A 14,661-nucleotide genomic window follows, 5' to 3' on the forward strand; every position below is an offset into this window, starting at 1 on the left:
TCTTCCCATAAAAAAACCTCCTAGTAGAAAATCTAATTTTAATTAATTAGACTGTCTACTTTGGAAGTATCATATCACAAAAAATGTCGCCCTTAATATGTGATTGCTATTTTCATTAGAATTTCACTTAACTTAAATGAATCATGACGAATATAATCCTTCTTAATATCTATTAAATTCCCTTTGATTAACTCAATACCCTTATTATTTAATATATCTTCGTCATTTTCCCCAAGTACTACAGGTTCTGAACCATCAAATATATATTTTTTTAAAATATCATCAGGTATATTTTCAGTATTTGCTATTACATAATCTAAAAAATCGTTCCTGCTATGTTTTAATATGCCATTAACATGATCCAAAACCGTATAACCATCAGTCTCACCAGGCTGAATCATTACATTTGATATATATACCTTTGGAGCCTTTGCTTTATAAATTGTATCTACTATATTATTTACTAATAAATTTGGAATTACGCTGGTATAAAGACTCCCTGGCCCCAATACTATTAAATCCGCTTCTTTAAAAGCTTCTACTGCCTCCTTTAAAGGATAGCTAGCTTTTGGCTCCATATAAATATGATCTATTTTACTTGCTAATTCTTTATTTTTTAGAGGAATTTCTGATTCACCTTTTATAGTATGACCATTTTCTAATACAGCATATAATGTTACATTTTCCAAGGTCATAGGCAAAACTTTTCCAGTCACTGCTAATACATTACTCGTTTCCTTTATAGCCATTTCAAAGCTTCCATATATCTCATTCATAGCTGCTATGAACAAATTCCCAAAACTCTGCCCTTTTAACATTCCTTCTTTGAATCTAAATTGAAGTAATTTTTCCATAGTAGGTTCAGTATTTGCAAGAGCTAGTATACATGACCTAATATCTCCAGGAGGAAGCATACCTAGGTCTTCTCTTAGTACTCCTGAACCACCTCCATCATCTGCTACTGTTACTATTGCGGTTATATTAGTAGTATACTCTTTTAAGCCTCTTAGTAAGACTGATAATCCTGTTCCACCACCAACAACTACAACCTTTGGTCTTTTACTTAAAATGCTCTTATCTTTAGCACGATTAATTGAATTAAGTTTATATTTATTATCCATATATATCTCCTTTATGCTAACTTATAATCCCTATGACTTACAACAGCTCTATGTCCATTTTCCTTTAGTCTTCTTCGAATTTCATTTGCTATGGCAACAGATCTATGTTTACCACCAGTGCATCCTATTCCTATTATCAGCTGTGTCTTTCCTTCCTTTATATAATTTGGAATCAAAAATTCTAGCATATCTATTACCTTATCAACAAATGTATTCGTCTGTTCCCATCGAAATACATATTCATGCACATTTTTATCTTCCCCAGTAAAATCTCTTAGTTCTGGTACATAATAAGGGTTATGAATAAATCTCACATCAAACACTAAATCTGCATCTAAAAGCATTCCATGTTTAAAACCAAATGATATTATCGATATAGTTAACTTTCTCAACTCTAAGCCTTCAAAGAATATTTTAGCTATCTCTTCTTTTAGCATTCCTATCGTTAACCTAGATGTGTCTATAACAAAATCCGCCCTCATCTTTACTTCGTAAAGAAGTTTCCTTTCTTCTGATATACCATCTATAATTCTTCCATTAGCGTTTAAAGGATGAGGTCTTCTAAGTTCTTTGTATCTTTTAATCAGTTCATCGTTTGAAGCATCTAAAAATAAAATCTTATAGCTTATTCCTTTGTTATTTAAAGCATCTAACCCCTTGAACAAATCTTCAAAGAATATGCCTCCTCTGATATCAGCTACTATGGCTACCTTTTCTATATTTCTTTTAGATTGGTGACAGAGTTCTGCAAATTTAGGAAGTAATGCAGGAGGTAGGTTGTCCATACAATAATACCCTGTATCTTCCATAGCCTTCATGGCTTGACTCTTGCCTGCTCCAGACATTCCAGTAATTATTACAAATTCCATTATTTATTCACCCCTATGATTTAATCTTCCACGTTTTTTATTCTATTAATAGGTACATTAGCTTTCTTTGCTCTTTCAAATCCTTCTTCTACATTACCAACATCCTCAGGATAATGAGCATCGCTATTTATATAGAAATCTACTTTTGTATCCAACGCAATTTTAATATTCTCAACTGATAGCTGATTATGTTTTGCATTAATCTCTAATGCAATTCCTCTTTCGTAAGCTGCTTCAGCAATTCTTTTTATATCTAATCTTGCTTTATCTCCAGGATGAGTAATGATATCTATAGGATATTTTTCAATAGCTTTAATTATTGCATTTGTATTCTTTTTAATTAATTTATCTCTAAAAAGTGGAATTATATTTGATACAGGATTCAATACATTTAATAGTAAATATTCATTTATAGAATTAAGTAAAACTCCATAATGAAATCCTAATAACAATATATCCAATATATCTATTATATCATCATCCACATCTATTGTGCCATCATATCCTATAATATTAGCCTCTACACCTAGAAGGACCTTAATCCCTTTATCCTTATATTCTTCATTCAGTTTGTCAACTTCTTTTCTCATTTTAAATAATTTTTCTCTCTTTACTCCATACATGTAATGTCCTGGTCCATGATCACATATTCCTATCTCCTTCAATCCTCTTTCAAGTGCTACTTCTACATTTTCTCTTATAGTACCCTTTCCATGACTATATATTGTATGAGTATGATAATCTGCTGTTATTTTCATATATTTACCCCTTTAATCGTCACCAATTATTTTTATTTCTGTTTCCAATTTTACACCGAATTTATCATGAACAATCTTTTGAACTGTCTTTATTAGAGTAATTACATCTTCAAAAGTTGCTTCACCTGTATTTATTATAAAGCCGCAATGTTTTTCAGATACTTGGGCATCTCTATATCTTACTCCTCTAAGACCTGCATCATCTATAAGTTTTCCTGCATAATATCCCTCAGGCCTTTTAAATGTACTTCCTCCACTCGGAAACTCTAAAGGCTGTTTTGAAATCCTTCTATCAGTAAAATCCCTCATCTTTTCATCTATTAAAGAATATTCTTCCTTTTCAAGCTTTATCTCCACTCCTAATACTACAAGCTCTTGATCTATTACTTCACTACCCCTATATCTAAATTTCATTTCATCATTAGTAAATTCTACTACATTATTATCTCTATCTAACACCTTTACCTTCGTAACTATATCCTTCATCTCTCCTCCGTAGGCTCCTGCGTTCATGGTAATAGCTCCTCCTATGCTACCAGGTATACCGCTAGCAAATTCAAACCCTGCAAGGGAATTTCTTAAAGCAACCTTGGCTATCTTTGACAATAAAGCTCCACTTTGACAAATTAGTATATCATTGTTTACATCTATTTTATCAAATCCATTAGCAACTTTTATAACTACTCCCCTTATTCCTGTATCTTTCACCAATAAGTTTGTTCCATTACCCATAATAAAATACTTAACATCATTATTCCTACAAAACTTGATTGCATCTATAATATCTTGCTCATTATCTGGAATTATTAGTATATCTGCTGGTCCTCCTATTTTGAATGAAGTATGATTTTTCATAGGCTCATTATATAGTATCTTTCCAAAATTTTCATTTTCAAATAACTCGTATAAATTAGATTTTCCCAAAATATCACTCCTAAAATCTTAATTTTTGTTTATTAATTTATTTATCTTCGTTTTAGCATCTTCTATAGCATCAACAGAAGATTTTTGATTTAAAACAGCTTTCCTTATTTCCTGTTGAATTATTGTATCTATTTCAACCTTATTATCAATAAAAGGTATATATTCAGTATACATTAGACTATTCTCTATTTTTTTCATCTTAAGGTTATCCTTATACATATCATCTATTCCTCTTTTAACTGTGAAAAGTCCCATTTCTTCTAGGGATCGTTGATTGGATTCAGTAGTCAAATATTTAAGAAACTTAGCACACATCTTTGTTTTTTTAATATGTTCATCTTTAACAATCCCATAAGAAACTATATCATCACTAAGAATTACTGGCAAATTTTTATCTCCTTTTGGGAAATTGACTACATCAAAATTAAATCCTTCTCCACTTTTATACCGTTCATCTAAATAATCTACAGCCCAAGCTTCAGTAATAAACGCAGCTACTTTCTGGTCCTTATAGAACATCTCCCAAGCATCCTTTTCACTTATCACTCCAAAATAATCTGGAACTACTTTGTGTTCTTTCCTTAAATCAACAACTCTTTTAAGTCCTTTTATTGCCTTTTCTCCATAAAAATTGTACTCTAGTCTCTTTGGGTTTATAAGCTCTGCACCATCTGATAGAATTATTCCCCAAATATTATAACAATTTTCATCTATATTTGTAATAAATCCATATTTATCTATTATACCATCATCATCAGAATCATAATTGAGCTTCTTTAAGATGTCAACAAACTCTCCATAAGTCCAATCTCCACTTAATGGAGGGGAGATCCCTCTTTCATGAAACATATCTAAGTTTATATATAAAACATTGGTACTCATAGCTACAGGAATTGCAACTAATTGTTCTTTATAAATTGTCGATTTTATAACCTGATGTTTAAATTCCTCTACCTCTTTATCATCTATATACTCATCTAAAGATTCTAACATATTAAAATCAAAAAAGTTTGAATCAACAGGAATTATATCAGGTCTCTCATCTCCTTCTGATTTACCATTTATTGCATTATATATACTATCCCAATCCGTCTTAACGAATTCTATATAAACCCCAGGATTTCTCCTTTCAAATGCCCTAATCTTATCCTGTAACCAAGGATACATACTACCTGTATTAACATCTGTTCTTGATACATCCCATAATCTTATAATACCTCTATAGGGTTCTTCCTCCACTTCTTCTAAAGTAATAATGTTATCTATAAATAGATTATAAGTCCAAATCAATATAAAACAAAGTAAAATAATTGCAATTATTTTCTGCACTCTTTCCCACCTCCTATTATATAATTATTCATTGAAAATGACCATTATGTAGATAATGGCCAAATAAACAAATAGAGAAAGATCGTAAATTCTAACCTATTTATTCTCCTCTATAGAAGAGTAATTCCCTCTTTATCTTATTATATTATAAACCCATCCTACCTTTACTTATGTTTAGAGAGGGGAGTTTCTGTATACTTTATCAAATCCCATCACAGAAATCAGAAACCCCTATTTTTTGTAATATTGATAAAATAATGAATGTATTGTGTTTTTATGATAAAATTAAATCGGGTATCTTTTCTTAACTAAAAATTAAGAAAAAGAAAGGAATGGAGTATGATGAATAGGGAGATATTATATCTTTTATACTTTGCCCTTTATGCAATTTTGCTATTGTTTTTTGGCAAAAGTGGCTTTAAAGAAACTAATAATTCAAGAGATTACTTTGTGGCCGATAATAAACTAGAATTGATAACAAGTATTTTTTCTTTTTGTGCCACTTGGTTCAGTGCTGCATCAATGCAAGGAATTACAGGGACCTTTTACGCCTACGGATACAACACAATCTTATATTCAATTTTGCCATGGTTTATAGGTGCAGTGTTGCTAATTTTACTAGCGTCAAGACTAAAAGATTACGATATAATCACTATACCAGAATTTTTCTATCTAAGATATGAAAGTAAAGTCCTACAGGCAATGGCAGGTATGCTAATTGTTATTGCTTATACTCTTTACATTATCATTCAAGTTAGAGGCTTTGGAATAGTTATATCAGAATTATTAGATATCAGTTACACCTTTGCCAGAATACTAGTATACCTATTTATTATATATACAACATTTGGGGGACTTTTTTCCGTATCTAAAGTACATAGACTATGCTTTGTTTTGACTGTAGCAGGAATTTTTATTGCAACTGCTATTGTATTAAAAAATGTTGGCGGCATAACAATCATATATGAAAAAGCTACTTTAATAAATACAAAACCATTTCCTAATTTCCCTTATGTTACAAAACAAAGGGGATTGTTAGATCCTTTTGCAAAAGGACAGATGCCTCCTGTTATAACTTTTACTTCTTTTTTCGGTTGGGGTTTGGGCTTAGCAACTAATCCTCAATATGCTACATATATAATTTCTGCCAAAGATAAGAAAACAGCTACAAAAATGATATATTATTCAAAATTCTTATTGGTTTTAATGTATTTTGGGCTTATGATTATTGGTATAGGATCAAGAGTTCTAGAACCTACAATAAAATCAATCAGTTCTGTGGATGAAGTTTTTCCTTACATGATTAATAATGTTATTTATTCCCCTTTTAGTGGACTGATATTAATAGGCATTACTGCCGCAGCTGTATCTACTGCAAACTCTCAGCTTCTTTTAGCTGCAAGTGGATTTTCATACGATATATACAAAAATATTATCAATAAGAATATAAGTGAGGAAAAATTGTTAAATTTAAATAGAATATTCATATTTATTATTAGTACCATATCATTGATTTTATCTATTAATCCTCCGGATAGTTTACTAATTTATGGTGGATATATATGGGGACTATTTTCATCTACTTTTCTAGTTCCATTATATGGTGGACTTTTTTGGAAAAAAGCTTCAAAGGTAGGAGCAATAGTTTCTTTCTTTTTAGGTCTTATAACTTATATCATTTTTATAGTGATAAAACTTAATTTTTTCTTTCACCCTGCATTTCCAGGTACTGTAGCATCAGCATTAGCTTTTTATTTTGTCAACAAACATTCTTATAAAAGGGAAGGCGTTAATTGTGCGAATTGATATTGAGAATAAAATACTTATACCTTTTATGATATTATTAATAGTAACTATAATTGTAATCGGTACAGCATCCTATTGGAATGGGTATAAATTATTATTGAACAATGAAATACAAAATCTATTAGCTGATTTAGATGAAATGATTCTTTATATAAAAAAAATAAATGATGAAACCGAAGATGAAGAAGAAGCAAAAGCGCTTGTTCTTAACTTTTATAATAACTTAGGAAAAGATAATTTAATTATCTTTAATAGTAATGAAATCTTATTGAACACTTTTGATCGAGATAAGAAATATGCTGTAACATTAACCAATAAAAACTTAAATGATACAACTCACTCAATTTCTATTGGGGATTATATTTTTATTTATCAAAAATATAATAACTGGAATTGGATTCTGGGATATCGCATAAATAGAAATATCTTTTCCGATAAGGTATTAGAAAGCCAAAAATATTTAATTTTAATTGCTATTGTTTCTTTAATATTTTCTATGGAAACAGCAATACTCATTTCTTATAATATATCAAAACCAATAAAAACTTTAGCAGAGTTTTGTAACAAAATAACAAATAAGAATAGTTTGCAAAAAATATATGAAATAAAGAGAAAAGATGAAGTAGGAGTATTAGCCAATTCTTTTAATAATATGATTGAAAAATTGGAAATAAATACTGAGAAATTGATAGAGGTAAAGAAATTTAATGAAAATATTGTAAAAAATGTCCCAGCTGGAATTATGATCGTTGATCAACGGGGGCATATAAAATTAGTTAATAAAATTGCAAAAGAACTCTTATCAAAATATACAGAAAATAAAATTGATAGATACATTATGAAAAATGTGCTTAATCAAGTAAAAGAAACTATGAAGACGAAAAAGATGACTAATAAACTACTCACTTTCAATGATATTAATAAAGGAAATAAAATCTACCTGGAGGTTGTCACATCTATATTAACAATCAATAAAAACTCTAATAATGAAGCAATTTGTATTTTTACCGACGTAAGTGAGAGAAAAAAAATTGAGAATAATATGGCTATTTTAGATAGATTGACTTCCACCGGACAATTAGCTGCAGGTATAGCCCACGAAGTACGTAACCCTTTAGCAGGCATAAGGGCAAGTATACAAGTTTTAGAAAGAAGATTATGTAAAGAAGAAGATTCAACTAACAAAAAATTATTTGACGGGTTATTAAATGAAATCGATAGAATAAATAATTTGATAACTGAATTATTGAACTTTGCAAAGCCAAGAATGCCAAATTATAAAGAAATTGATTTAGCTAAAATTTTAGCTCAGTCTTTACAATTGCTTGCAGAAAATATTAAAATAAAAAATGTGAAAGTAGATATAAAAAATAATAGTTCACAAAACATAATTCTTGCAGATAAAGCACAAATAGAGCAAATTTTTATCAATATAATAAATAATGCACTTGCTGCAATGGATAATAATGGCCTTCTCAACATTACAATAAATAACTATTTAAAAGAAAAAAAGCCTTTTGTTGAAATCGAATTTCATGACAACGGATGTGGCATAAGTCCTCAAAATATAAAGAAAGTATTCAATCCATTCTTTACTACTAGCCTTAGTGGAACTGGATTGGGATTATCAGTAGTATATGAACTTATAAAGAGCAATAATGGAGAAATTGACATACAGAGTATGGTAAATAAAGGCACTAAAGTTAAAATTATGTTTCCAATATTCGGGGGTTGGTATCATGAAGATAAGGTTATTAATCGTAGATGATGAAGAAATTATAAGATTATCCATGGAAGAAGGGCTAAAAGATTTAGGATATTGTGTAACTACTGCTGAAAATGGTGTAGATGCCTTAGAAAAAGTAAAAAAGTTTAAACCTCAGATAGTTTTTTTGGACATACGTTTGCCAGACAAAAATGGTCTAGAAATTCTGCCTGGAATAAAAAATATTGATAACGAAATAGAAGTAGTTATTATGACAGCATATGGAGATATACAAACCGCAGTTAAGGCTATCAAACTTGGAGCTTTTCATTATATGAATAAGCCATTTGACTTACAAGAAGTTGATATTATCATAAAAAAAATCATTGATAATAAAAAATTGAAAAATAAAATTTATGCTTTAGAAAAGGAAAAACAATTAAATGATGAAACTATCTACGGAGAAAGTCCATTAATGCAAGATGTTTTTGAAAAAATTAAAATATTATCTAAAAATGATAATGTTACAGTTTTAATACAAGGTCAAACTGGCACAGGTAAAGAACTTGTAGCAAATGCAATTCATAATAATAGCAATAGAAAGAATTCTGTTATGTTAAAGATAAATTGCGGATCTATTCCACCACCTCTTTTAGAGAGCGAGCTTTTCGGTTTTGAAAAAAATTCTTTTACAGGAGCTAATAATAGAAAAAAAGGGTTATTAGAAATTGCCGATGGTGGTACAGTTTTTCTAGATGAAATTGGAGAACTTTCATTAAAACTGCAACCAAAATTATTAAGATTCCTTGAAGAAAGAAAATTTAAAAAAATCGGTGGTTTAGAAGATATTGAAGTAGATGTAAGAATAATAACTGCAACTAATAAGGATTTAGAAAAAGCAGTAGCTAATAAAGAATTTAGGGAAGATTTATATTATAGACTAAATGTAATACCTATATTTCTACCACCTCTAAGAAAGCGAGGAAAAGATATCCTAATTTTAGCCAATAAATTTTTACAAAAATATAATAAAAAATATAGAAAAAGAATAAAAGGGTTTACTAAAAAAGCCGAAGACGTTCTATTGAAATACCCATGGCAAGGGAATGTAAGGGAGTTAAAAAATATAATTGAACGAATTGTTTTATTATTAGATTATGAGTACATTGATGTAGATCATCTACCTTTAAATATAAGTAGATCCGCTACCATAAATAGTGACAATCCAGAGGATAATCAATATAATCCGCAAAGTAGTATTTTTGATTTAAATTTTTCATTAGAAAAAGAAGTTGAAAGTTTAGAAATTAATTATATTAAACAAGCTCTTAAACTTAGCAATAACAACTATATAAAAGCTGCTGATATGTTAGGGATCAGTAGATTTGCCCTTAAGAGAAGAATTGAAAAGTATGGTTTAAAACAATAATCTTAACTGCCACAATCTTTATTAACATAATGAGCGATTAATGATTTTATGTGCATAATCGCTCATTTTTTTGTGCTATTTTGCACACTTTTTTGCTAGATATAATATTATTTCGTTAGAATTTCAATGGTAGTATATAAAAAAATAATTGGCACAATAATTGCTTTATTTATTAGCACATAGAAAAATATTAGGAGGTATATGAAATGTATAAAATAGATTTAAACAGCGATATTGGTGAAAGTTTTGGAAATTATAAATTGGGGCTTGACGAGGAAGTTGTAAGACATATCTCCTCCGCTAATATTGCTTGTGGATGGCATGCTGGCGACCCAATGATAATGGAAAAAACCATTAATTTTGCTATCGAAAGCAATGTTTCCATAGGGGCTCACCCTGGACTTCCAGATTTAATAGGATTTGGAAGAAGAGAAGTAAAAATAACATCACAAGAAGCAAAAAACTACATTAAATATCAAATAGGTGCTCTCTGGGCGTTTGCACAAAGTAAAGGCGTAAAATTACAGCATGTGAAGCCACATGGCGCTTTATACAATATGGCTGCAAAAGATTCAGAATTGGCAAGGGCTATCGCTGAGGGAATTTATGAGGTTGATAAAGATTTAATATTAGTAGGGTTGGCAAATAGCGAATTGACTAAAGCTGGCAAAGAAATTGGACTTAGAATAGCAAATGAAGTATTTGCTGATAGAGCTTATAATCCTGATGGGACATTAGTTTCTAGAAAAAAATTCGGCGCTGTTATTCATGATAAAAACCTTGCAATAAAGAACGTAATAAGAATGGTTAAAGAAGGGAAAATAGAAACTATCACTGGAGAAGATATTAGTATTCAAGCAGATACTATTTGTGTTCATGGAGATAATCCTCAAGCAGTATTATTTGTACAAGAAATAAGAAAAGCTTTAGAAAATGAAGATGTTCAAGTAGCGTCAATGAAAACACTGCTTATGGAGAGCATGTTGGCAACCAAATGATAATGGAGAAAACCATTAATTCTGCTATTGAAGACAATGTTTCCATAGGAGAACCCTGGACTTCCAGATTTAATAAGATTTGGAAGAAAATAAGTAAAATAAACATCACGAGAAGCAAAAAAATATATTAAATAAAAAGATTCGGAATTGGTAAGGGATATCAAATGAAAATGTTTAAGTAACATCAATGAAAATATTTATAAAATAACATAATGAGGTGAAGAAATCATGAATAAAACTGATAAAAAGAAAAATTTATCAATACTTTTGGGAGCAGCTTTCTTAATGGCCACATCTGCCATAGGCCCCGGCTTTTTGACACAAAGTGCAACTTTTACAGAACAATATAAAGCAACCTTTGGATTTGTAATTTTAGTTACAATTGTTATGTCTCTTATTGCACAATTAAACGTTTGGAGAATAATTGGCGTTTCTAGATTAAGAGGACAGGATGTTGCTAATAAAGTATTTAATGGCTTAGGATATTTTCTAGCCATTTTGGTTGCAATGGGTGGACTTGCTTTTAATATAGGAAATGTTGGAGGAGCAGCATTAGGTTTAAATGTATTATTTGATATTGATTTAAAAATTGCTGCAATTATTTCTGGAATAATTAGTATCATTATCTTCAGTTCAAAAAGAGCAGGTAGTATTATGGATAAATTCACACAAGTATTAGGTGGAGTTATGTTAATATTAATTGCATATGTTGCAGTAATATCACATCCTCCCGTTGGCAAGGTTATAAAAGAAACATTCATGCCTTCCCAAATCCCTACATTAGCAATTTTAACACTAACAGGTGGAACTGTTGGTGGATATATTATTTTTTCAGGCGGACATAGACTTGTAGATGCAGATATAACAGGAGAAGAAAATTTACACAAAGTTAATAAATCAGCAATAACAGGAATAGGAATTGCAACGATTATAAGAATATTATTGCTTTTAGCAATTTTAGGCGTTATTTCTAATGGAAATTCATTAAATCCTAGCAACCCTGCAGCATCAGCATTTCAAATTTCAGCAGGTATCATAGGATATAAAATCTTTGGTATAGTATTTTGCTCTGCTGCACTTACATCCATAGTTGGAGCTGCTTATACTTCTATATCCTTTTTAAAAACATTAAATAAATTCATAAATAAATATGAAAATAAATGTATTATAGCATTTATCATAATTTCAACCTTAATTTTTATATTTGTAGGACAACCGGCAAAGGTATTAGTGATAGTAGGTTCTTTAAATGGCCTTATTTTACCTATCACATTAGCTACAATACTTGTAGCAAGCAAAAAACCGGATATCATTGGAGACTATAAACATTCCAAAGTTTTATTCATACTAGGCTGGATAGTGGTTGCCATTACAGCATATATGGGAATAACGTCACTTAGTGGAATTAAGCAATTATGGATATAAAAAAGGGAGGCTTGATAATATGTATGACAAAGTTAAATACCTTCCTGCTGGTGATAAAGCCTTAATTATAGAATTTGGGAATGAAATATCAATAGAAATAAATGCTAAAATAAGAAATGTTGTTAAATTTATAAATGAAGCAAAAATCGAGGGAATAGAAGAAATAGTGCCAACATACAGATCCATTCAATTATTATACAACCCATTAAAAATAAGTTATTCTAAACTAATAGAAAAAGTTGATATTTTATATAACAAGCCTATAGAAAACAAAGAGGATAATATTCGGATTTTTAAAATTCCAACTCTGTATGGAAATGAATATGGACCTGATATAAATTATGTTGCAGAACATAATCATTTAACATTAGAAGAAGTCATAAAAATTCATACGCGTACAGATTATCTTGTATATATGCTAGGATTTACTCCAGGATTTACTTATTTAGGAGGCATGAGTGAAAGAATAGCTACTCCAAGATTGTCATCACCACGTACAAAAATTCCTGCGGGATCAGTAGGAATTGCTGGTTCTCAAACTGGAATGTACCCTTCTGAGACACCTGGCGGTTGGCAACTTATTGGTAGAACCCCACTTAGGCTATATGCCCCTAATAGAGAACCCCCCGTTTTTTTGAATGCAGGCGACTATGTAAGATTTGTATCAATTACTGAAGAAGAATATAAAGATATTCAAAAACAAGTGGAAGAAGATAATTATAAAGTAAAAGTTATAACTCCTGAAAGAGGTGAACACGATGACTAATATAAAGGTTTTAAAGGGAGGATTTTTCACAACGATACAAGATATAGGGCGATGGGGTTATCAGAATATTGGGATGCCTGTCGCAGGAGTTATGGATAATTTCTCATATAGAGTTGCTAATTATCTTGTTGGTAATAGCGAGAGGGAAGCAGTATTAGAGGTAACCTTTTTAGGCCCTAAGTTGAAATTTCTAGAAGATATGGTAATTGCAATAACCGGGGCTGGTATGAATCCTAAAGTAAACGACACTGAAATTTCAATGTGGAAAAGCTTTAAAGTTTCAAAAGGTGATGTATTATCTCTTGGAGCAGCAACTACTGGAATTAGAAGCTATATTGCCTTTGGTGGAAAGATAGATGTGGAACCTGTAAATAGCAGTAAATCTACTTATGCAAAGTCAGGAATTGGCGGTTTTAAAGGAAGAAGACTCCTAGATAACGATGGATTAAATATAAAAGTCTTTAATAATAGAAGCCCAGATAGATATTTAGATAAAAAATATATTCCTGAATATAGTAAAAAGAATATTATAAGAGTAATTCTAGGTCCACAAGATGATTATTTTACAGAGGAGGGACTGAATTCATTTTTTAATCCTAAAGGTTACAAGATAACTAATCAGTCTGATAGAATGGGATATAGGCTAGAAGGTGAAATTATTGAACATAAGGAAAAAGCTGATATAATTTCAGATGGAACTGTATTTGGTTCCATACAAGTACCAGCAAATAAACAACCTATTATTTTAATGGCCGACAGACAGACAACTGGTGGATATACTAAAATTGCTACAGTCATATCTTCAGACCTGCCTAAACTCGCTCAAATGAGCAGTGGCGACGAAATTATATTCAAAAAGGTATCTGTAAAAGAATCTCATAAGATATATAGAGAATTTGAGCACAAATTATCTATAATTAAAGACGAAATTTCTAAAACCCAAAAAATACGATATCACAAAATTGGCCCTCTAAGAAAAATGAAAATTACAATAAACGGAATTAATTATATAGTGGACGTACAAGAGGTTAAATAAACAATAGTACTTGTTTTACTTTATAATATCTATAGCGAATCAAGTCTACTATATTTATATTTCTAGAGATAGGAGGAAACAAAAATGATAAACCACAAAATAAGGAAAGGAATTTCAAAAACCATTAGTATAGAAACAAGACCTTCTGATGCTTATGTATCAAACATAGCTACAATAGATTATCTTCTATCGACTCCTGCTCTTCTTTCGATGATTATTGATGGAAGTTGCGAGTTGCTCCACAATTTAATTCCAAGTGAATACACTACTGTTAGATATAGTATAGAATTATCCCATATAAATCCAACACTGATTGGTGAAACAATCACAATTACCGTGAAAAAAGTAAAAGATCAGAAAATATTTTTGGACATTGTAGGCAATGATCCAAGTGGTTTAGTTTGCTCAGGTAAATATGAAAGAGTCATTGTTGATAAACATAAACTCATGGAAAAAGCATGCAGGAGATTAAGTCCTATATAATGGTTATAAATT

Annotated in this window: 13 protein-coding genes; 8 read left to right on the forward strand and 5 right to left on the reverse strand. The window is 30.3% G+C overall.

The genetic code is table 11. From position 1 onward, the window contains the following. Positions 1-92: 92 nt before the first annotated feature. The 5 genes from K8M07_RS11690 to K8M07_RS11710 are packed head-to-tail and all read right to left on the reverse strand — an operon-like array spanning position 93 to position 5,001. Positions 93-1,121 (reverse strand): uridine diphosphate-N-acetylglucosamine-binding protein YvcK, encoded by a 1,029-nt coding sequence (locus K8M07_RS11690; RefSeq protein ID WP_223379135.1) that lies wholly within the window; start codon positions 1,119-1,121, stop codon positions 93-95. A gap of 11 nt (positions 1,122-1,132) precedes the next feature. Further along, complete coding sequence (gene rapZ / locus K8M07_RS11695) at positions 1,133-1,990, reverse strand: RNase adapter RapZ (RefSeq protein WP_223379137.1); 858 nt, start codon at positions 1,988-1,990, stop codon at positions 1,133-1,135. A gap of 20 nt (positions 1,991-2,010) precedes the next feature. Next, the gene (locus K8M07_RS11700) at positions 2,011-2,748 is read right to left on the reverse strand and encodes a PHP domain-containing protein (protein ID WP_223379139.1); all 738 of its coding nucleotides are present in this window, start codon (positions 2,746-2,748) and stop codon (positions 2,011-2,013) included. 12 nt (positions 2,749-2,760) lie between these two features. Beyond that, positions 2,761-3,672 (reverse strand): UDP-N-acetylmuramate dehydrogenase, encoded by a 912-nt coding sequence (murB, locus tag K8M07_RS11705; protein WP_223379141.1) that lies wholly within the window; start codon positions 3,670-3,672, stop codon positions 2,761-2,763. Between the two features lie 18 nt (positions 3,673-3,690). Then, positions 3,691-5,001 carry an extracellular solute-binding protein gene (locus tag K8M07_RS11710; protein ID WP_223379143.1) on the reverse strand — a complete coding sequence of 437 codons (1,311 nt, stop codon included), beginning with the start codon at positions 4,999-5,001 and terminating at the stop codon, positions 3,691-3,693. Between the two features lie 450 nt (positions 5,002-5,451). Between K8M07_RS11710 and K8M07_RS11715 the strand changes: the two genes are divergently transcribed. From K8M07_RS11715 to K8M07_RS11750, 8 genes are all read left to right on the forward strand, one after another. Continuing rightward, on the forward strand, positions 5,452-6,807 hold the full coding sequence (locus K8M07_RS11715) for a sodium:solute symporter family protein (RefSeq protein ID WP_317845500.1): 1,356 nt from the start codon (positions 5,452-5,454) through the stop codon (positions 6,805-6,807). Next, complete coding sequence (locus K8M07_RS11720; RefSeq protein ID WP_223379147.1) at positions 6,797-8,575, forward strand: ATP-binding protein; 1,779 nt, start codon at positions 6,797-6,799, stop codon at positions 8,573-8,575. The genes K8M07_RS11715 and K8M07_RS11720 overlap by 11 nt, the downstream gene beginning before the upstream one ends. Then, positions 8,547-9,941 (forward strand): sigma-54-dependent transcriptional regulator, encoded by a 1,395-nt coding sequence (locus tag K8M07_RS11725; protein WP_223379149.1) that lies wholly within the window; start codon positions 8,547-8,549, stop codon positions 9,939-9,941. Before K8M07_RS11720 ends, K8M07_RS11725 begins: the two co-directional genes overlap by 29 nt. A gap of 206 nt (positions 9,942-10,147) precedes the next feature. Then, the gene (locus tag K8M07_RS11730; protein WP_223379151.1) at positions 10,148-10,939 is read left to right on the forward strand and encodes a LamB/YcsF family protein; all 792 of its coding nucleotides are present in this window, start codon (positions 10,148-10,150) and stop codon (positions 10,937-10,939) included. Positions 10,940-11,167: 228 nt separating this feature from the next. After that, complete coding sequence (locus K8M07_RS11735) at positions 11,168-12,364, forward strand: NRAMP family divalent metal transporter (RefSeq protein ID WP_223379153.1); 1,197 nt, start codon at positions 11,168-11,170, stop codon at positions 12,362-12,364. 19 nt (positions 12,365-12,383) lie between these two features. Next, positions 12,384-13,130, forward strand: a complete 747-nt coding sequence (pxpB, locus tag K8M07_RS11740; protein WP_223379155.1) for a 5-oxoprolinase subunit PxpB — start codon at positions 12,384-12,386, stop codon at positions 13,128-13,130. Next, positions 13,123-14,166 carry a biotin-dependent carboxyltransferase family protein gene (locus K8M07_RS11745; protein WP_223379157.1) on the forward strand — a complete coding sequence of 348 codons (1,044 nt, stop codon included), beginning with the start codon at positions 13,123-13,125 and terminating at the stop codon, positions 14,164-14,166. Before pxpB ends, K8M07_RS11745 begins: the two co-directional genes overlap by 8 nt. An 84-nt stretch (positions 14,167-14,250) precedes the next feature. Next, positions 14,251-14,649, forward strand: coding sequence for a thioesterase family protein (locus tag K8M07_RS11750; protein ID WP_223379159.1), 399 nt, complete (start codon positions 14,251-14,253; stop codon positions 14,647-14,649). The last annotated feature ends 12 nt before the right edge of the window (positions 14,650-14,661 follow it).

Source organism: Schnuerera sp. xch1 (genome assembly GCF_019931165.1).
Taxonomy (GTDB): Bacteria; Bacillota; Clostridia; order Tissierellales; family Tepidimicrobiaceae; genus JAIOUP01.